This window comes from Brevibacillus aydinogluensis, assembly GCF_961514395.1.
Taxonomy (GTDB): Bacteria; Bacillota; Bacilli; order Brevibacillales; family Brevibacillaceae; genus Brevibacillus; species Brevibacillus aydinogluensis.
In genome coordinates, this window is the sequence record NZ_OY569118.1 from 1,485,053 (window position 1) to 1,504,070 (window position 19,018).

Below are 19,018 nucleotides of genomic sequence, written 5' to 3' on the forward strand. Positions count from 1 at the left end.
ATCAGTGACGGGTCTGGTAGGTTGGCAGGGGTGACGGCTGCTGCTGCAAGGGAATCTGCTGTGTGACTGACTGCTGCAGCTCCCGCTCCATTTGCTCGCACAGTGTGATCGCGTGCTGCATCTGGCGAATCGCCATGTCATGACCTTGCAGAGCCTGCTGAATCATCTGGACCGCCTGCTGCTCGCGAGCAGCCAACTGCTGCAGCGTGGCGGCGTTTTGCTGTTCCTGCTGCAGAAGCTGACGGTAGGTGGCGCTTGCTTGCATTGTCTGTTGGATCAACTGCTGGATGGTCTGTTTGCACTGAGACAATTCTTGTTGGGCATGGGTGATCGTATGCACGAAAAAACGACCTCCTGATTGTGGGATTGATGCATGCGATTACCCTTTTATGTTGTGCAACATACGGAAAATTATCAGTCGTGTTGGTCAGATGCGCCCGTGACACCGCATGTGTTGTTCTCATGCAAAAACCAGCATCCCGGCTGCACTTACTTGGGCAGGCGGATGCTGTTCAACGGCCAGTAGACCAGTTCCGCCCGGCCGACCACGTGCTCCAGGCTGACGGGGCCGATGACCCGGCTGTCCATGCTGTTGTTCCGGTTGTCGCCCATGACGAAGACGTGGCCGGGGGGGACGGTGATCGGGCCAAAGTCTTCGGTGAGTGTGATGCCGTTCGCTGCCGCTTTCAACTTGTTGGCGGTGAGGTATTCCTCTTGTACAGGCTGGCCGTTGACATACAGCTGATCGTCTTTCGCCTCCACGGTATCACCCGCGACGGCGACGACTCGCTTGATCCAGTTTTCCCCGCTCGCGTCGGGGTGGATGATCACGATTTCGCCTCTTTTTGGCTGCTGCAGGTAATAGATTGCCTTGTTGACGATCACCCGTTCGCGGTCGTGCAGGGTGCTCTCCATGGAACGCCCTTGAACGACGTAAGGGGCCATCACAAACACATAGATAAAGGCGGTCAAGCCGCCAATCAAGACGAACGATTTCAACCAGTCTGCCAATTCCGTTTTCCATTTTGCCTTTGCCGTGCTTTGCGTATGTTCCATATGCCAATCTCCTATGTATCAGGTTTGTCGGGAGGCCGCCGGTTGGTTTCGAAAACAGGAGGCGCTGCCGTATCTATTATTATACATACGATACAGACGGAAACGGAAGTTGTTTTGTGGAAATAGGTGGAAAATAGGCTGTATTTCGCCAATTGTCCGTCACGAATTTGTCACGGAACTCGCCCCTTGCATCGTTTGCCATTTTGCGGTAAGATGTCAATGTAAAAAGTTTTACAGTAAAAATATTAAACGGTAAACGTATTGTCCTACTCACATCCCCTTTTTCAGAGGCCGACTGAATAACGCTTGCGCAGACTGTTAACAGCCGATATATTTTTATAGTAAAAGTATGAATTTTTGAAAAAGGGTGATGATGTGAGCGAAATGTCCCGCGCCGGTAAAATCGAGGAACTGGATCAGGTGTTTGTTGAGTTGGCTCGCTTCTTCATCAGCCATTGGCTGCTGGAAGAAGAAGTAATTAGCCCCAAGCAGTTCATCTTGCTGCGGGTGCTCTATGACAGAGAGCGCAGCACGGTGTCCGAATTGGCCGCTCTCTTGAAGCAGTCGAACAGCGCCACCACCATCGCACTGAATCGACTGGTCAAGGCGGGCTACGTCAATCGGCTCCGTGATGAACAGGACCGGCGGGTCGTCTGGGTTACGCTCTCGGACAAAGCGGTTCCGCTGATGGAGCGATTGTTGTCCAGACGGAGGGAACTCCTCACCAAACTGCTGGAAAACCTGACCGACAGCGAACTGGAACAGTTTACACTCTATCTCCGAAAACTGAAGCAAGGCTTGCAGTAACCTACTTGCCGTATCGGAGCAGCGGGCGGGGGATATTTCACAGGACAGCGTGAACCAACAGAAGATGGGAGTGTACGAAAATGAAAAAATCGACAACACTGTTGATGGGAACCATGGTTCTCGGCGCCACTCTGTTCGCGAACGCTGCTTATGCAAACGAAGCTGTTCAGGCTCACGGTTGGATCAACATGCCGGCAGAGGATCAATGGGTAGTCCAGCCGGGAAACAACGCGACTGTCACCAACCAAAGCGGCTGGATCAACATACCGACAGAGGATCAGTGGGTGGTCCTGCCGGGAAGCAACGCGACTGTCACCAACCAAAGCGGCTGGATCAACATGCCGGTTGAGGATCAGTTCGTAGTTCAGTCGAGCGTTACAGCACAAGTAACCACGCAAAACGGCTGGATTGCCATGCCGGTAGAAGATCAAACGATCATCCTGTCGCCCAAAAGCGAGCAACCCACCGGCGTGGCTCACGGTTGGGTGGCTGCTCCGGTAGAGGACAGCGTGATCGTGGTGAAACCGGCTGCCAGCACCAACGATACCACTCAGGCTCACGGCTGGAGTTGGTCGGTGCCGTATGCGAACAACGACAAGTAAACACGCTCTTGCCCCTAACCCCTTCTCGATGCAGAAGGGGTTTTTTGACGCGCTCGCTTTGGCTAAATGGCAGGGAAGCCGCACACACTACGAATTGACCTAAATCAGGAAGGAGGAACTGACATGGCAGATGAGCGCCAAAATGAATTGGACCGCACTGCTGACACATCGATCAGGACATTTGCGTCAGAGTCCAGAGCAGATGCGGAGCAATCCCAGGAGGTGAACATCACCCAAGAGCAGGTGAGCGATATGTACAAAATGGGGACGATCGACGATGCCCAAGGACTGAACTGATGTCCTGATCTCGACCGTCCCCGCTTGCCTGCCGGGCGGGTACAGCAGACGGCAGGCTTGATCGTCTGATCCATCTCCTCTGATCCGTCTCCATCAAACAGCAACAACCCGGACTGCATATTTGTCCGGGTTGTTTGTTATGTCAAAGCGGCAGTCGTCCTTTCCCCTGATCACAATGCGTACCGCTTACGGCCGGTCGTAGACAGCCCGCTCTTCCGCGGGTATCCGGACGCGCCACAGCAGCCAAAAGTTGGCCAGGGAAAAGACGACGGCGGTCACGACGGCGGAAAAAGTGAGCGGCAGGACGAGCAGTTCAATCGACACCACCAGGTAGTTGGGATGGCGCAGGAAGCGGTACGGGCCGCGCCGCACGGGTTCGCTGCCGGGAAGGATGTAGATGCGCGTGTTCCAGCGTTTTCCCAGGCTGACGATGCACCAGTACCGCAGTCCTTGGGCCAGTGCAAATACGGAAAATGTCCAGGCCCACCACGGCGCGGTCCTGCCTTCATGGAGGAGTCCCTCCGCGAGCAGGCTGACAAGAAACAGCACATGCAGGGTGACGATGTACTTGTAGTGTTCGGCCCCTACTTCCCGTCCGCCCGCGGCGAGGATGTGGCGGGCGTTGCGCCGCGCGAGGGCCAGTTCCAGCAGGCGTTGGGCGACGACGACGGTATAGACGGTGACAAAAAAGCTCACGCTCTGCTCACCTCGCTTCCAACAGGATCAACTCCGAACTGAAGCCAGGTCCGAGGGCGGCCAGCAGTCCCTTTTCGCCCGGCTGCCAGTCCTCTTCCATGCACTTTTCCAGCACAAATAAAACGGTGGGCGACGACATGTTGCCAAAGTCGCGGAGGACGTCCTCGGCCAACCGTGTGGCTTCTGCCGGAATCCCCAACGCCTGCCGGTAGGCGGCCAGCACCTTCGCCCCGCCGGGATGGAAGATAAATCGCTGCACGTCCGGGACAGATACGCCAAACGGTCCGAGAAATCCCTCGACGTTGGCCCGCATCGACTGCCGAACCAGGCTGGGAATGTCGCGGGAAAAAATCACTTTCAGGCCCGGTTCGGTCAGTTCCCAGCCCATGATGTCCAGCGTATCCGGCCATGTTGTCGTGCGTGCCCCCATGAAACAGAGGCGGGGCGGAGCAGACGGCCGCTTCACCTCATCACCTTCCACCAGCACGGCAGCGGCTCCGTCAGCAAACAGGCAGGTGGCGACCAGGTTGCTTTTGGACAGGTCTTGTCGGATAAATGTCAATCCGCACAGTTCTACTGCCACCACCAGGACGCGGCTTCTGGGGTACGCCCGGGCGTATTCAAATGCCCGTGTAAGACCCATCGCCCCGCCGACGCATCCCAGTCCCCACAGCGGCACGCGGGCGATGTCCGGCCGCAGGCCCAAGCGGTTGATTAGATGGGCGTCGATGCTTGGGGTGGCGATGCCCGTGCTGGAGACGAAGATCAGGCAGTCAATCCCCGAAGCCGCCGTGTTGGCCTTGTTCAGGCAGCGCCGGGCGGATTCGGCACCAAGGGAGACGGCATGCTCCACGTACAGCCGGTTTTTTTCAGCAAACCCGTGTTCTGTTGTAAACCAGTCGAGCGGCATGCAGAAGTGGCGCTTGCGAATTTGGCTGTTGGCAAAGACGGCGAGCAGGCGATCAATGTCGGGGAAGGCTTGTTGGAAAAACGCACGGGCGACCGCCATGGAATCGTCCTGAGTGATTACATGTTCAGGAACAGCGGTCGCCGTGGCTTCGATGCGGGGCATCGCAATCCCTTCCTTTTCGTCAGGTAAGTAGTTCCAGTTTTCCCTAAACGCAGTTGTCCGATTCGTGACACACGGGAAAACAAAACGAAAGCGGAAGGGAGCGAGAACAGAATCGCTTGAGCTGCAGGCGGTCGTTTTCGGGAAATTGCCAGCCGCCCTTTATGACGCGGCAATCGGAGGCTTGGAACCGTCAAAAGGAGCCGGCTGCCGCTGGCTCATGGCCCGCTTCACCAGCCGGTACTGGAACAGGCCGGCGACGAGCAGGAGGACGGCGAGCAGGGAAAACCAGTAGGCGCCGCCGATGCTGCGGAACGACACGGCGCCAAGCGACGGGCCGATCGCGCCAGTGATGCTCCAGTTGGCCCCGAAAATGGAAAAGTAACGGCCGCGGTACGCTTCCGGCGCCATGACGGAAATTGCCTTTTGGATTTGCGGGCCGTACAGCATCTCGCCCAGCGTAAAGATGGCCTCCGCCACCACCAGCAGGAAAAAGGTGGGGGCCCAGCCGTAGCCGATGCCGACACAGGCGAGGAGCAGGTAGGCCAGCAGGATGACGCGATGGGCCGGAAAACGTTCGGCAAACTTGGCGATCACGATCTGGCAGCATACGACGAGCAGGCCGTTGATCGTGATCAAGGTGGCAAACACGGTCAGGAAATCATCAAAGCGCGTCCGCAGGTGCTGCGGCAGGATGATCTCCACCTGGGAGTACAGGAGCGAGACCGGAACGGCCGCCAGCGTCATCCACAACAGGGTGGTGTGCTCGTGCAGCCGCAGCTTGGGCGCTTTTGGCTTGTCTGCTTGTCCTTGGCTGCCCTGCTTCCGCTTCTCACGGGGGAGTGTCTCCGGTACTTTCCACACGATCAGCAGCATATAGGTGAAGAGTGCGGCCGAACAAATGCCGAAGACGATTGCCGGGTTGATTTTGTACAGCGTAACCCCGATCAGCGGTCCCGCCGCCGCGCCCAGGTTGAGGGCGGTATGCAGCAGGGCGAACACCTCACTGCGCTTTTCCTCCGGAACCACGTCCGTCACCTGTGCGCTGGCTGCCGGCCAGAACAGGGACGAGCCGATTCCGTTCAGAATGGTTAAAGCCGCAAAGTCATAGAGGGACTCCGCCCAGATGTAACCAGCCATGGAGATCGCTTCGATCGCCAGGGCGGCCACCATCAACGGCTTTCGTCCGTAACGGTCAGCCAATCCTCCAGAATAAAGTCCGGCGATCATGCTGGTCAGCGGCTGCAGACTGGTCACCATGGCCGCCACCACCAGATTGTTGTCCATTCTCTCATATAGATAAAAGGCCAGGAAGGGTCGGAGCATGAATCCGGCAAATGTGGTCAGAATCGTCCCGATTACGCGGATCCAGATGGTCGAGTCATAACGTGTAAAGACGGATTGAAGCCATGCCATGTCGTAAATTCCTCGCTTCTGATAAAAGAATTTTTTAGTAGTATACGAATTTTTTGTGAAATGAAAAAGAAGGTTTATACATATCTGAATACTGAGTTTTTCGTTAATGCCTTTTGCGTGAGCACGGCTTCCATGAGAGGGGGCGCGAACGGAGCGAGCGATACGCGAGTCGGTTTACACGTTGTCCCGACACTGCGCTGGCGATTTTTTTCCTTGAACTCACTGGAACAGACAGGTAAAATATTCCTATGAATAAGATAAAAGTCCTATATTTTCCGTGGTTATTTAGGTCTTTTGTATCATATCCAACGCGTTTTTGTGCGAACTACGTCGGAGGGGATATCGTTGGACTTACGTTGGATAGGGTTGGGGATATCCTGCCTGTTTAGCCTGCTGTGGACGGTTGTATACGGACTGCCGTCCCATCAGCTGACGGCCGTACTGGCCGCAGTGGTCGCGGTGATGCAGGCAGCAGCGGGTTACCAGATGGGATTGTATGCCGAGAGACTGAGAGAGGAGGCCAGTCTGGACTCGCTGACAGGTGCTCTTGTCAACCGCCGCTTTTTTGCATTGCTGGAAAAGGAGATAGAGCGGGCCCGCCGCCACGACTATCCGGTTACCTTGCTGTTTATCGACCTGGACAATTTTAAGATATTCAATGACAGCCATGGTCACTTGGCGGGAGACGAGCTGCTGTGCCGCTTTGCCGACATTCTGAAACGCAGCATCCGCGCGCAGGATGCGGTCGGCCGATGGGGCGGCGAGGAGTTTGTCATCATGCTGCCTCATGCGGAAACGCCGCACGGTGTAGCCGTGGGGGAGAGAATCCAGCGCAATGTTCGGGAGGATCTTGGGGGCGTAACGGTCAGCATCGGCATTGCCTCGTTTCCCGCGCACGCGTCCACGGCAACGGAACTGGCGGCGAAGGCAGACACCCTGATGTACGAAGCGAAAAAAAAGAAAGACTGCATTTTGGTAGCGCACCATTGAGGGAAGGAAACATTTGGAGATAATTGAACACCCGCATCCGGGAATAGGGCGGGTGTTTTTCGCTTGTCATGCGTCTTTACAAAACCTTTACAATATCTTAATGAAAAAAATACGCGTTTGTCCTTGTTTTTAAATTTACCTTTCGAAAGTTGTTCGGTTATAATCGTTGAGGCGCTATTTTTCCAAAGGAGTGACGACGGAACATATGTGGAAATCCAACAAGGACATCTTCTTTGACCTGTTTGAACAGCAAATCGCCAATGTTCACAAAGGCACCCATCTGTTTTACGAGATGATTGGCAACTATCAGGATGTGGAAGCCAAAGTGAAAGCGATTAAAGCGGTTGAAAAAGAAGGGGATGAAATCGTTCGTCGGATCATGAACGAGCTGAACTCCACGTTCATCACCCCGCTGGAGCGGGAGGACATTCACCAGCTCGCGCATACGATGGACGAAATGATTGACTATATCGACGGGGTAGCGGATCGGATGTACCTCTATCAAGTGCACCAGCCCGATCCTCGCGTTCTGGCTCAGGCCAACATTCTGGTGAAATGCTCGGCCAAACTGATCGAGCTGATTCGCACCCTGCGCAAACTGGATCACAAGGTGGTGTCCCAATACGCTTCCGAGATCAAGGAATTGGAGCATGAGTCCGACTCCAACTACCGGAAAATGGTGTCCGACCTGCTCAACGCACCCGACGCCAATCCGATCGAGGCGATCAAGCTGAAGGAGATTTACGACAAGCTGGAAGACTGTGCGGACTTCGCCGAGGATGTTTCCAACCTGGTAGAAGGGATTGTGCTGAAGAATGCTTAGTCTTTCGCCTGACATAATCATACTCATCCTTGTCGTCATCATGGCGCTCAGCTTTGACTTTATCAACGGCTTTCACGACACGGCCAACGCGATCGCCACGTCCGTGTCCACCCGGGCGCTGAGTCCCCGCACGGCCATTCTGATTGCGTCGGTACTGAACCTGATCGGTGCGCTTACCTATACCGGCGTGGCCAAAACGATCGGGGGAAGCATCGCCGACCCGTTCAAGCTGGAGAACGGTCTGGTCATCGTCCTGGCCGCGCTTACGTCCGCCATTCTGTGGAACCTGATCACCTGGTGGTTCGGGATTCCCAGTTCGTCGTCACACGCCCTGATCGGCGGGGTGGCCGGTGCGGTTGTCGGTGCAGCCGGTTTCGACTCCATTAACATGGCAGGCTTTATCAGCATTGTCCAGGCGCTGATTTTCTCACCGATCGTTGCGTTTGTAGTCGGGTTTGTCATTATCAAGCTGGTCTCCGCACTGGTGGCCAACATGCCGTATCATCGTACGAACAGAGGCTTTCGCTTGTTGCAGGTGCTGTCGGCGTCCTGGCAATCGTTCAGCCACGGGGCCAACGACGCTCAGAAGACCATGGGGATCATCACTTTCGCGTTGATCTCCGGCGGCTTTATGACCTCGGAGACGGGTGAAATCACGATTCCGATCTGGGTGAAAATCTCGGCGGCGATCGCAATGGCGCTTGGCACGTCGTTTGGCGGCTGGCGGATCATTAAAACGATGGGTGGCAAGATCATGAAGATCAAGCCGATCAGCGGCTTCTCCGCCGACTTGTCGTCTGCCCTGATTATTACCATTTTTACCATGCTGAAACTGCCCGTCAGCACGACGCACGTGATCACCTCGTCCATTCTGGGCGTGGGAGCGTCGCAAAAATTCTCCGCAGTAAAGTGGGGATTGGCCGGCCGGATCCTGGTGACATGGGTCATTACACTGCCGGCGACAGGACTGCTCGCAGCTGCCTGTTACGTGGTATTCGACGTCTTTTTGTAACGGAATCGAGTTCCCGCCTCTCTCTCTTAACGGGGAGAGGGGCTTTTTTGTTTTACGGGGAAAGCGGATCAGGAAGTGCCGGTCAACCGCTCCCAAAAGCCGGGACGCGGTTTGATCTGCACCATCCGGACCGACGTATACGGGATGTAGGTGAGCGAGCCGTCCGCTGCTTCCAGCAGCAGCCCCGCCGTGCCGTAGTCGTGCAGCTTTCCTTCCTCATAAGCAGACAGGCCTGGCCCGAGCATGCCCGGAGCGAAGTGAACGCGCACGTTCCGGTCCAGATACGCTTCCAACATGTCGTCATCCATGTGATCCTCCTCCTGTTCCTTTCGTCGTTTTCTTTCAGTTATGCCCACCTTTGCGACAATTCAGACCAGAAAAAAACACCCGACCCACCGGTCAAGCCCCCGTTGAGCAGTCTCGATTCTTCAAAAAAGGGAAACCCCCTCCCACTGCGGAGGGGGTTACAAGGACGTACTTTGCTCAAACTACACACTTTCCATTTGGGTCAGTATCTCTCGAATCCGCTCGATCTGAATCACCTGAATCACGCCGTTGGAGAATTGGATAAAGCCTTGCTGGCGCCATTTCTGGATGATCTTGTTGACCGTGATCCGGGACGTGCCGATGTATCGGGCGAACGACGTCTGGTTGATGGGAATGTTTTCATTCTCATGAATTTGAATCAATTTCAACAAAAAGTGAGCCATTTGGTGTTCGACCGGGCTGTCCAGATAGGAAATGATTTCGGCGAGGAGTCGTACTTTATAGATATGGGAGTTGGTGAAGATCATCGCCGCATGGGGATGATCCTTGCACACTCTTGACAAGGCTTCATCGGAGAAATGATAGAGAATCGAAGGTGTAGTGGTCACCGCGGTTGTCAAATAGGTTCCTCTGTGAGCCCCGTGTTCCCCTAGCAAGGTCCCGATCGGGACGTAGTCAATGACACGCTCGTGGCCGTTATCGGATAGCAGGCTGATTTTCACCCCGCCCTGCCCAAGGTAATAAAAGCCTCTGCCGTTTTCTCCCTGGCGATACACGAACGTATTCTTTTTCAGTTCCAGTTTTTGTCCATATGATAAGAACGGAGTCCACTTGTAGCGAAGGTTTACCATACGATCACCTTTCCTTCCCAACATCATTCTCTGTGCAACATTGGACAGGGAATGAGCGCCCCAGACTAAACCGTTTTCGCTGTCGGTGCAGACAGATTCAACTTCCGCAACACATCCGGACGCTTGATCACAAATTTGCGCTGCTCGATGTCGATCAGTCCGTCTTCTTTCCACTGTTTCAGGATTTTGTATACGGTGATTCGGGTTAATCCGGTGCAGTGCGCCAGGTCCTGTTGGGTGAGGGGGACTTCATAGTTTTTAAACTCATCGCAGATGTTGAGGAGCAGCGCGGCGATCTGCTCTTCGGAAGAAAGCGCTTTCATATTAATCGCATAAAGAAGAATCCGCATTTTTTGATTGACGGTTTGAGCAAACAGGGGCAGTAATTCCGGCCGCTCCTTCATCAGTTTCGCAAACTGTTCGCAGGAAAAATGATAGACCACCGAGTCCTTAACGGCGATCGCGGTGGTAAAGTGCGTTTGCCGGTCCATGGTTTGAATCCCGAGCAGTTGGCCAGGCACCACGATGTTCAACAACCGGTCTTTTCCTTTTACCGTGGAGGTGACGATTTTCACCAAGCCCTTGTGAAGGTAATAAAACCCGTCTCCCAGACTTCCCTGGTAGTAAATGACGGATTTTCCTTTCACGAATTGCCTCTTCCCGTACTTTAGAAACGTCTCCCACTTCAGGTCGGTTTCAAAAGGGGATACCATATCGAACACTCCTTTCAATATGGTTGTAAACGATTAACGGCTGTGGTTAGTGGCCGGCTTGGATCTGCGACATCTGCTGCAGCAGGCATGCCTCCTTGGTAACGTCTTGAATGGCGGAAGCCAGTTCCATAATCCCTTCTGTCTGTGCCTTTGCGAGATTTTTTGATGCAAGCACCATTTGTGAAAGAGAGGTGATCTCCTCCTGCAGCGAAGAAAGGCGCTTGGAGATTTCCTTTGCCAAACGCCGGACGTCGAAGCCAAACGACGCATTTCTCCCGCAACGATCGCAAAGCCTCTGCCCTGCTCTCCTGCACGGGCGGCTTCAATCGAGGCGTTCAACCCGAGTATGCCCGACTGCTTGGCGATGTCTGAGATTGATTTCAATACGGAAAAGGTTGTTTCTACTTGCTGCAGCATTCCGGTCATGACCTGATGAAGCTTCTCGCTGTGTGACGACAACGTCTCAGCGCTTGACTGCATCACCACGGACTGGGCGGAAACCTCTTCCACAATGGCCGACAGGTGTTCGGCAATCTGTACTAGCTTATTTTGGCGATCCAGACTGACTCCGAAGACGAGCGCACCGGAAATCCTGCCGTCTTCCTCAATCGGCAGTCCGTCGGCAATGTAAGCGATTCCGTACACCGAGGAATCCATCAGCTTTGTCATCGGTCTTCCCTGCTTGATAATCGTATTGGCCAGACTGCCTTTCTTGATTGGATCATGCGGCGATAATCCGAATTGCAAGGTCTTTACGGGCAGGTAGGTTAAAAATTTCTCCCTATCCGTGATCCCGAGCGTAAAATCATCTTCAAAGCACAAAACCATCCTGTGCATGATGGAAGATACGTGCACGACACTTTCCAGCAGGATCATACCCTTCAAGCCCCTATGTTTCATAAATCTAAATTTTCAGAAACTATCAGCACAATTATAAATGGGCGAAGAGCATATGTACAACGTAATCATTCTCGTCGCGAAAAAAAGTCTGAAAAAATGTTAACTGGTTTACAACCGGCGTGACGGAAGGATTCGAAAAAGGGATTGGAACGTTAAGCGATTTACACAGGGAGGTCCTCCCTTTTAGTACAATCAGTTCACGGCAATTTTAAATATTTAAACAATTATCAGGGGGAGGATATGATGAAAGGGAATCTGCAAATGGATGCGCCCGTTCTCGATCCGTCGTCGAAACCGGCAACCAGGACAATGCCAGCCATCACGCTGCTCGTTGTTGTCATCTGTTGGTTCAGCATGCTGGCAGACGGGTATGATCTCGGCATCTACGGCGCTGTGCTGCCTTCGTTGATGGAGTACAAGGATTGGTCGCTGTCTCCGGCGAAAGCGGGCGCCATTGGAAGCTATGCGCTGGTCGGCATGTTGGTGGGAGCCATCTGTGTCGGAACTGTCACGGACATGATCGGGCGCAAAAAGACATTGGCTTTTTGCGTATCGTTGTTTTCCATCATGATGGGGTTTGCCGCGATGGCACCCTCGCCTGACATGTTCGGTTTGTTTCGTTTTCTTGGAGGTATCGCGCTGGGCGGCGTGATTCCCACGGCGTCCGCCCTCACCATCGAGTATTCGCCGGTGGAACGGCGGTCGTTGATGTACGCCGTGATGTACACAGGGTACCCGGTCGGCGGTCTGCTCGGTGCGCTGCTGTCGATGTATTTCCTGCAGGATTTCGGATGGCGGTTCTTGTTCTGGCTCGGCGCCGTCCCGATTCTCCTCGTGCCGTTCATTCTCACGTATTTGCCCGAATCGATCAGCTTCCTGCTGGCGAAGAACAGACGCGAAGAGGCGGAGCAAATTGCCGCCCGGTACAACATTCCGCTTGATACCATCGGAGCGTACCAACCGGATCAAGCGAACGAGGGAAAGGGTAAATTCGCCTCGGTCGCCGCGCTGTTCGCCAAACAAAACATCCGCGCGACCATCTGTTTCTGGATCGCCTTTTTCATGGGCCTGCTGATGATTTACGGGTTGAGCACATGGCTGCCGAAAATGATGAAGGAGGCCGGGTACCCGCTCGGATCCAGTCTGGGATTCCTGTTCATGCTGAACCTGTCGGCTGCGGTGGGCGCGCTGTTGGCGGGCAGGGCGGCAGACCGGTGGGGATCGCAGAAGATCATCAGCATCTCCTACCTCCTCGCTGGGGTCTCGATGGCCCTCTTGAGTGTAAAATCGTCGATGCCGGTGGTGTACGCCCTGGTCGGCCTCGCCGGTTTCGGGACGATCGGTACCACGTTGATCATGAACGCCTACATTTCCAAGTACTTCTCCGCAGATAACCGGGCGACCGCGCTGGGATGGGCGATCGGGTTCGGTCGGATCGGGGCGATTTCCGGCCCGGTGCTGATCGGATTGTTCATGTCCTGGAACATGGGGCCCTCCTGGAACTTCTATACCTTTGCCATCGCGGGAATCATCGCTTCGGTCATGGTGCTGTTTATTCCGAAGCACCGCGACGGGAACATCTAACCAACGCGTGGGAGGCTGTCGATACTATCGGCAGCCTTTTTTTCTGACGTCACTTCAAAAATCGGGTGAAAACGTTAACCGCACTACAATTTTCAAAATTGTTCAATATTATAATGCAATCACAAGACAGGAACTCATCCTAACCAAGAAAGTAGGGAGGAATTACCATGGGAATCCGAACAGGTGCCCAGTACATCAACGGATTGAAATCCCGGCAGCCGGAGATTTGGCTGTCCGGACGAAAAGTGACCCATGTATGCGACGAGGTTGTGTTCCAGCAGCCAATACGTGAAATCGCAAAGCTGTACGATATGCAGCACGATCCGGAGTACCAGGACAAGATTACGCACATCTGTACAGAAACCGGGGAACGGGTGAACAATGCGTTTCTGGTCCCGAAAACCCACGAGGATTTGCAGGCTCGCCGGGCGCTGTTTGAAGCGTATGCCAAAGCCACGTTCGGCTTGATGGGCAGAACTCCGGATTTTCTCAATGTTGTGCTTACATCGTTGTTCAGCAACGCTTCCTTTTTGGAAAAATACAATCCGCAGTGGGCGGAAAATATCCGCGCGTATTACCGGTACATCCGCGACAACGATTTGTTCTTGACGCACGCGATTATCAACCCGCAAAACGATCGCAGCAAGTCATCGCATGAACAGCAGGATCCCTTTATCCATTTGGGCACGGTGAAGGAAACGCCGCAAGGACTGATCGTCCGAGGCGCGAAAATGCTCGCCACCCTGGCGCCGATCACGGATGAAGTGATCATCTACACGTTCCCGGGATTCAAGCCCGGCGATGAGCGCTACGCGCTTGCCTTTGCCGTTCCGATTGACACGCCGGGACTGCGGATTCTCTGCCGTGAACCGATGCAGGACGGAACCCGCTCGCTGTTTGACCATCCGCTGGCGTCACGCTTTGAAGAAATGGATGCGGTGCTGGTCTTCCACGATGTATTGGTGCCGTGGGACCGGGTCTTCCTGTACAACAACGTGGAAGCGGCCAACCTGCTGTATCCGAAAACGGGTATCGCGCAGCAGCCGGCGCATCAAACCGGAGTACGCGGGCTGATCAAACTGCAGTTTGCCACGGAAGTAGCGGTCCGTCTGGCCGACTCCATCGGCGTGGATGTCTACCTGAATGTCCAGAACGACCTGGGTGAGTTGATCCAGGCGGTGGAATCGATCAGGGCGCTGTTGCGGATCGCCGAACAGGAGTGCGACGTATTGCCGTCCGGCGAAATCATGCCGGGATGGGTGCCGCTGGAAACGATACGCGGACTGCTGCCGAAGATGTACCCGCGCGCCGTGGAAGTGCTGCAAATCATCGGAGCAGGCGGTCTGCTGATGTCTCCGACGGGGGCCGATTTTGCCAATCCGGAATTGGTGGAAGACATGGAGAAGTATTTCGCCGGTCGAGCGGGTGTCTCCGGGAAGGAACGCGTCCGTTTGTTCAAGCTGGCCTGGGATCTGTGCGGAGAAGCGTTCGGTCAGCGGCTTCTGCAATACGAACGCTACTATACCGGCGATCCGATCCGCAAGCGGGCGATCTTTTTCAACAATTACAAACGGGAGCGCTCGTTTGACCTGGTCGATGACGCGTTGAGCGTGCTTGATCTTAATGAACCGGTCGTGAAAGCGTGAGGAACGGACGGCGCTTCGGACAAAGGAGGAAACGGGATGAAGCTGTTAGGCATATCAGGAACGATTGTGGGGGCAAAAACGCGCATACTCGTGGAAAAGGTTCTCGAGGAAGCGAAGAAGCTGGACCCTGAGCTGGAAGTGGAACTGCTGGATATGAAGCAGTACGATGTCCAGTTCTGTGACGGGCGTGACCCGTCCACCTACACCGGTGACACGAAAACGGTGATCGACATCGTCTCTTCCGCTGATTTCTACATCATCGGCACGCCGATCTTTCAGGGATCGATCACCGGGGTGCTGAAGAACCTGTTCGACCTGGTGCATCCGCAGGCGCTTCGCCATAAAGTGATGGGTTTTGTCGCCAACGGGGGCACGTATCAGCATTATCTGGTGATTGAAAATCAGCTGAAACCCATCGCCGGATACTTCCGGGCGTACGTCGCACCCGGCTATGTGTACGCGCATGCCGACCACTTCAACCGGCAGAATGAACTGGTGGACGAAGACGTGCTGCAGCGGATCAGGAATCTGGCCGAAGAAGTGGTCCATATGCAAAAAGCGTTAAAAGCCGGTGATATTCATGCCTATTCTTGAGATCAAGCTGCTGGAGGGACGAGATCAAGAGGTGAAGGAGCGTTTGATTGCCGATGTAACGAAAACGGTCTCCGAAACCCTGCAGGTCGCACCCGAACGGGTCAGGATCATCCTTTACGAGATTCCGTTGAACCATTGGGCGATTGGCGGAAAGACGGTGAAAGAAAACCAAGCGGAAAAGGAGCGATTGACATGAGTACGACGAGCATGTTCGCACCGATCAATTTGTGGAAATTTATCGAGGAAAACAAGGACCAGCTGAAACCTCCGGTCAACAACAAGGTGATCTGGAAAGACGCGGAGCTGATGGTGATGGTGCTGGGCGGACCGAACAAACGGCGTGACTTCCACGTCGATCCCTCCGAAGAAATTTTCTATCAGCTGAAGGGAGATTGTTATGTAGAGATCATCAACCAGGAAGGCAAACGCGAAGTGATTACCGTGCGGGAAGGAGAAATGTTCCTGCTTCCGGCCAATGTTCCGCACTCGCCGCACCGGGTGGCCGATACCATCGGCATTGTCATCGAGCGAAACAGGGCCCAGGGAGAGCTGGAGGACTTCGTCTGGTTCTGCGATCAATGCGACCATGAAATGCACCGCGTCACCGTTCAGCTGACCAATATCGAAACGCAGGTAGAGCAAGCGATCGAAGGATTCAACGGCAGCCTGGAGCTGCGGACTTGCAAAAACTGCGGATACGTCATGCCGCCGGAAGCGAGCGAATGGAAATGCGAGTAGATTTTCATACCCACATCATCCCGGAAGACCTGCCGAACTTCGCCGAAACATTCAAGGGAGAGCGCTGGCCTGTCCTGCACCGGACATGCGCATGCGGCGCCAATATCCTGGTCGGGGGAAAGGTGTTCCGCGAAGTGACCGACCAGGTATGGGACCCTGCGAAGCGGCTCCAGGATATGGACCGGGAAAAGGTGGACATCCAGGTGCTGTCTCCGATTCCCGTCACGTTCTCCTATTGGGCGCCCGCTGAAGAAGCGGAAGTGATGGCCCGCATCCAAAACGATTTCATTGCGGAAACCGTGAAACAGCATCCCGACCGGTTTATCGGCCTGGGAACGGTTCCTCTGCAGAACACGGCCGTCGCCATCCGTGAAATGGATCGCTGCGTTCACGAACTGGGCCTGAAAGGGATCGAAATCGGTACCAACGTGAACGGAAACAATCTGGATGACCCTGCATTCCTGGAATTTTTCGAGATGTGCGAGAAGTGGGACGTGCCGCTGTTTGTCCACCCGTGGGAGACGTTGGGCAGAGAGCGGATGCCTCGCCACAATCTCATGTACACCGTGGGGATGCCGAGCGAGACGGCCCTCGCTGCAGCCAGCCTGATCCTTGGCGGCGTGATCGAGAAATTCCCTCGCCTGCGGATTTGTTTGGCCCACGGCGGGGGATCATTCCCTTACATTCTTCCCCGGCTGGACCAGGGCTGGAAGGTATGGCCCCATCTCCGGCTGCTGGAACAGCCGCCCAGCCATTACGCCAAGAATTTCTATTTTGATTCGTTGGTCTATGATCCGGCGAACATCCAGTACATGATTGACCGCTTTGGCTATGAGCGGATCCTAATGGGCTCCGATTACCCGTTCCTGCTGCGGGAAATTCCCCCGGGCGAAGTCATTGACCAGATGCTGACGGTTACGGAAGAACAGAAGCGGGCGATGCTCGGGGAAAACGCGCTTCGCTTCCTGAATATGAGCCAGGTGAAGGTGAGGTAACGATGACGATACATGCGGCGACACCCGAACAACGATTGCAGGATCTGGGCCTGACGCTGCCTGCGCCGCGGCAGGCGGCGGGAAATTACGTGGGCTGCGTTCGCACCGGCAATCTCCTGTTTCTGGCCGGTCAAGGGACGGACGAGTACCGCGGCAAACTGGGCGAAGACGTCACGGTGGAAGTAGGCTATCTGGCGGCAAGACAGTGCATGCTGAATCTCCTGGCGGTCGTCAAACGGGAGATCGGCGAATTGAGCAAAGTGAAACGGATTGTCAAACTCCTGGGCTTTGTCAACAGCGCTCCTGATTTTACGGATCAACCCAAGGTGATGAACGGCGCCTCCGATTTGCTGGTGCAGATTTTCGGAGAGAAAGGCAAACACGCCCGTTCTGCGGTAGGCATGGCGCAGCTTCCGCACAACAACGCGGTCGAAGTAGAGATGATCGTGGAAATTGAGGAGTAGGGGGGGATTCCGATGAGCCAGACTGCACAGGAAAGAGAAAGAAAGTTGAAGGACGCCAAGCTGTTCATCAACGGCGAATACACCGACGCCATCTCCGGTGAGACGTTCGACACGCTCAACCCGGCGACCAATGTCAAGCTTGCTTCGGTGGCCAATGCCGGCGAGGAAGATGTGAACAAGGCGATTGAAGTGGCGCAGCGCACCTTTGAAAGCGGCGTCTGGAGCGATATGTCTGTCGAAGAACGGGCGAAGATTCTCTGCAAAATGTCCGATCTCGTCATGGAACGGTTGAACGATTTGGCCTGGGTGGAAACGCTCGATGTCGGCAAGCCGATCAAGGAGAGCCGCGGTTTTGACATTCCCAGAGCCGCCTGGAACCTGCGCTTTTTTGCAGAGATGGCCAAATACCTGATTCATGAAAACTACGAGATGCGCAATTTCATGTCGTACACGAAATACGCTCCAGCAGGGGTGACCAGCCTGATCATTCCGTGGAATCTGCCGTTCATGCAGATGACCTGGAAAGCTTCCGCGGCCCTGGCAGCCGGCAATACCGTGGTGGTCAAGCCGGCCTCCTATACTCCCCTGAGCGCCGTGATGCTGGGGGAAATCGCCAATGAGGCAGGCCTGCCCCCGGGTGTGTTGAACATCGTGACCGGCCCGGGAGGAACCGTCGGCACGGCGATGACCACGCATCCCTACGTGCGCCGGATTTCGTTTGTCGGTGAGACGACGACAGGCAAGACGGTCATGAAAAACGCCGCTTCCCAACTGATTCCGGTCTCTCTCGAACTGGGAGGAAAGTCGGCAAACATCGTGTTTGAAGACGCCGATCTCGATGAAGCGGTGACGGGGTCCATCGAAGCGATTTACCGCAACCAGGGTGAAATTTGCCTGGCCGGGTCGCGGCTGCTGGTGCAGGAAAGCATTTACGACCGGTTCCTCGACAAATTCGTGAAGGCGGTGCAGCAGATCAAGGTGGGCGATCCGCTCGACCCGGAGACGGATATGGGGGCGCTCGTATCGCGCAGCCACCTGAAAACGGTCGATGACTACGTGCAGATCGGTCTGGCCGAAGGCGCCAAGCTTGCTTACGGCGGCAAGCGAATCACCAGCCTGGGTGACGGAAACTTTTACGAGCCGACCGTCTTTTATGACGTAGACAATAAAATGCGGGTGGCCCAGGAGGAAATTTTCGGTCCGGTTGTCGTCGTCATTCCGTTCAAAACGGAGGAAGAAGCGATTCGCATCGCCAATGACTCCATCTACGGATTGGCCGGGGTGGTCTGGACGAACGACCTGAGACGTGCCCACCGCGTAGCCGCTCAGGTGCAGTCCGGCCTGCTGTGGATCAACTGCTGGTATGTGCGCGACCTGCGCACGCCGTTCGGCGGGGCAAAAGCGAGCGGCATCGGCCGTGAAGGCGGGCGGCACAGCTTCGAATTCTATACGGAAGCAAAGACAGTTACCATGAAACTATGAAATTGGAACGCAGGGA

The 19,018-nt window shown here is 55.0% G+C and carries 23 protein-coding genes; 14 read left to right on the forward strand and 9 right to left on the reverse strand.

The features are described 5' to 3' along the window. Position 1: 1 nt before the first annotated feature. Together Q7F15_RS07280 and lepB are read right to left on the reverse strand one after the other, a co-directional pair. Positions 2 to 340: a hypothetical protein gene (locus Q7F15_RS07280; protein ID WP_171564245.1), complete on the reverse strand. Its 339-nt coding sequence runs from the start codon at positions 338 to 340 to the stop codon at positions 2 to 4. Positions 341 to 489: 149 nt separating this feature from the next. After that, complete coding sequence (lepB, locus tag Q7F15_RS07285; RefSeq protein WP_171564244.1) at positions 490 to 1,056, reverse strand: signal peptidase I; 567 nt, start codon at positions 1,054 to 1,056, stop codon at positions 490 to 492. Between the two features lie 384 nt (positions 1,057 to 1,440). Between lepB and Q7F15_RS07290 the strand changes: the two genes are divergently transcribed. The 3 genes from Q7F15_RS07290 (at position 1,441) to Q7F15_RS07300 (ending at position 2,762) form a co-directional block, all read left to right on the forward strand. Then, a complete protein-coding gene (locus Q7F15_RS07290) occupies positions 1,441 to 1,863 on the forward strand; it encodes a MarR family winged helix-turn-helix transcriptional regulator (RefSeq protein WP_230077900.1) in 423 nt (140 codons plus the stop codon). An 80-nt stretch (positions 1,864 to 1,943) separates the two neighbouring features. Next, positions 1,944 to 2,465 carry a hypothetical protein gene (locus Q7F15_RS07295; RefSeq protein WP_230077117.1) on the forward strand — a complete coding sequence of 174 codons (522 nt, stop codon included), beginning with the start codon at positions 1,944 to 1,946 and terminating at the stop codon, positions 2,463 to 2,465. Between the two features lie 123 nt (positions 2,466 to 2,588). Next, positions 2,589 to 2,762: a DUF4025 domain-containing protein gene (locus Q7F15_RS07300; RefSeq protein WP_230077116.1), complete on the forward strand. Its 174-nt coding sequence runs from the start codon at positions 2,589 to 2,591 to the stop codon at positions 2,760 to 2,762. A 186-nt stretch (positions 2,763 to 2,948) separates the two neighbouring features. On the opposite strand, the gene Q7F15_RS07305 is transcribed toward Q7F15_RS07300, so the two are convergent. The 3 genes from Q7F15_RS07305 to Q7F15_RS07315 all read right to left on the reverse strand — a co-directional run bounded on the left by Q7F15_RS07305 (position 2,949) and on the right by Q7F15_RS07315 (position 5,943). Continuing rightward, positions 2,949 to 3,458 (reverse strand): isoprenylcysteine carboxyl methyltransferase family protein, encoded by a 510-nt coding sequence (locus Q7F15_RS07305; protein ID WP_230077115.1) that lies wholly within the window; start codon positions 3,456 to 3,458, stop codon positions 2,949 to 2,951. A gap of 7 nt (positions 3,459 to 3,465) precedes the next feature. After that, on the reverse strand, positions 3,466 to 4,530 hold the full coding sequence (locus Q7F15_RS07310) for a type III polyketide synthase (protein WP_304415314.1): 1,065 nt from the start codon (positions 4,528 to 4,530) through the stop codon (positions 3,466 to 3,468). A 159-nt stretch (positions 4,531 to 4,689) separates the two neighbouring features. Further along, positions 4,690 to 5,943, reverse strand: coding sequence for an MDR family MFS transporter (locus Q7F15_RS07315; protein WP_230077113.1), 1,254 nt, complete (start codon positions 5,941 to 5,943; stop codon positions 4,690 to 4,692). Positions 5,944 to 6,288: 345 nt separating this feature from the next. Here Q7F15_RS07315 and Q7F15_RS07320 point away from each other — a divergent pair, with 345 nt between their 5' ends. The 3 genes from Q7F15_RS07320 (at position 6,289) to Q7F15_RS07330 (ending at position 8,768) form a co-directional block, all read left to right on the forward strand. After that, complete coding sequence (locus tag Q7F15_RS07320; protein ID WP_171564238.1) at positions 6,289 to 6,933, forward strand: GGDEF domain-containing protein; 645 nt, start codon at positions 6,289 to 6,291, stop codon at positions 6,931 to 6,933. 205 nt (positions 6,934 to 7,138) lie between these two features. Next, positions 7,139 to 7,756 carry a DUF47 domain-containing protein gene (locus tag Q7F15_RS07325; protein WP_171564237.1) on the forward strand — a complete coding sequence of 206 codons (618 nt, stop codon included), beginning with the start codon at positions 7,139 to 7,141 and terminating at the stop codon, positions 7,754 to 7,756. Next, positions 7,749 to 8,768 (forward strand): inorganic phosphate transporter, encoded by a 1,020-nt coding sequence (locus Q7F15_RS07330; RefSeq protein ID WP_171564236.1) that lies wholly within the window; start codon positions 7,749 to 7,751, stop codon positions 8,766 to 8,768. Before Q7F15_RS07325 ends, Q7F15_RS07330 begins: the two co-directional genes overlap by 8 nt. 68 nt (positions 8,769 to 8,836) lie before the next feature. Here the strand turns inward: Q7F15_RS07330 and Q7F15_RS07335 are convergent, their stop codons facing one another. From Q7F15_RS07335 to Q7F15_RS07350, 4 genes are all read right to left on the reverse strand, one after another. Further along, on the reverse strand, positions 8,837 to 9,076 hold the full coding sequence (locus Q7F15_RS07335) for a hypothetical protein (protein WP_304415315.1): 240 nt from the start codon (positions 9,074 to 9,076) through the stop codon (positions 8,837 to 8,839). Between the two features lie 180 nt (positions 9,077 to 9,256). Continuing rightward, on the reverse strand, positions 9,257 to 9,886 hold the full coding sequence (locus Q7F15_RS07340; protein WP_171564234.1) for a Crp/Fnr family transcriptional regulator: 630 nt from the start codon (positions 9,884 to 9,886) through the stop codon (positions 9,257 to 9,259). Between the two features lie 65 nt (positions 9,887 to 9,951). Then, on the reverse strand, positions 9,952 to 10,599 hold the full coding sequence (locus Q7F15_RS07345) for a Crp/Fnr family transcriptional regulator (protein ID WP_212131899.1): 648 nt from the start codon (positions 10,597 to 10,599) through the stop codon (positions 9,952 to 9,954). Between the two features lie 33 nt (positions 10,600 to 10,632). Continuing rightward, complete coding sequence (locus Q7F15_RS07350; RefSeq protein WP_304415316.1) at positions 10,633 to 11,475, reverse strand: methyl-accepting chemotaxis protein; 843 nt, start codon at positions 11,473 to 11,475, stop codon at positions 10,633 to 10,635. A gap of 267 nt (positions 11,476 to 11,742) precedes the next feature. On the opposite strand from Q7F15_RS07350, the gene Q7F15_RS07355 reads away from it, so the two are divergent. The 8 genes from Q7F15_RS07355 to Q7F15_RS07390 all read left to right on the forward strand — a co-directional run bounded on the left by Q7F15_RS07355 (position 11,743) and on the right by Q7F15_RS07390 (position 19,002). Further along, positions 11,743 to 13,083 (forward strand): MFS transporter, encoded by a 1,341-nt coding sequence (locus Q7F15_RS07355; protein WP_249178835.1) that lies wholly within the window; start codon positions 11,743 to 11,745, stop codon positions 13,081 to 13,083. A 167-nt stretch (positions 13,084 to 13,250) separates the two neighbouring features. After that, complete coding sequence (locus Q7F15_RS07360) at positions 13,251 to 14,729, forward strand: 4-hydroxyphenylacetate 3-hydroxylase family protein (RefSeq protein WP_171564231.1); 1,479 nt, start codon at positions 13,251 to 13,253, stop codon at positions 14,727 to 14,729. 36 nt (positions 14,730 to 14,765) lie between these two features. Continuing rightward, a complete protein-coding gene (locus tag Q7F15_RS07365; protein WP_171564230.1) occupies positions 14,766 to 15,323 on the forward strand; it encodes an NADPH-dependent FMN reductase in 558 nt (185 codons plus the stop codon). Beyond that, positions 15,310 to 15,519 (forward strand): tautomerase family protein, encoded by a 210-nt coding sequence (locus Q7F15_RS07370; protein WP_212131901.1) that lies wholly within the window; start codon positions 15,310 to 15,312, stop codon positions 15,517 to 15,519. The genes Q7F15_RS07365 and Q7F15_RS07370 overlap by 14 nt, the downstream gene beginning before the upstream one ends. After that, on the forward strand, positions 15,516 to 16,061 hold the full coding sequence (locus Q7F15_RS07375) for a 3-hydroxyanthranilate 3,4-dioxygenase (protein ID WP_304415317.1): 546 nt from the start codon (positions 15,516 to 15,518) through the stop codon (positions 16,059 to 16,061). Before Q7F15_RS07370 ends, Q7F15_RS07375 begins: the two co-directional genes overlap by 4 nt. Then, a complete protein-coding gene (locus Q7F15_RS07380) occupies positions 16,046 to 17,056 on the forward strand; it encodes an amidohydrolase family protein (protein ID WP_212131903.1) in 1,011 nt (336 codons plus the stop codon). The genes Q7F15_RS07375 and Q7F15_RS07380 overlap by 16 nt, the downstream gene beginning before the upstream one ends. 2 nt (positions 17,057 to 17,058) lie before the next feature. Continuing rightward, positions 17,059 to 17,520, forward strand: coding sequence for a RidA family protein (locus Q7F15_RS07385; RefSeq protein WP_171564226.1), 462 nt, complete (start codon positions 17,059 to 17,061; stop codon positions 17,518 to 17,520). Positions 17,521 to 17,532: 12 nt separating this feature from the next. Beyond that, positions 17,533 to 19,002, forward strand: coding sequence for an aldehyde dehydrogenase (locus Q7F15_RS07390; RefSeq protein WP_304415318.1), 1,470 nt, complete (start codon positions 17,533 to 17,535; stop codon positions 19,000 to 19,002). The last annotated feature ends 16 nt before the right edge of the window (positions 19,003 to 19,018 follow it).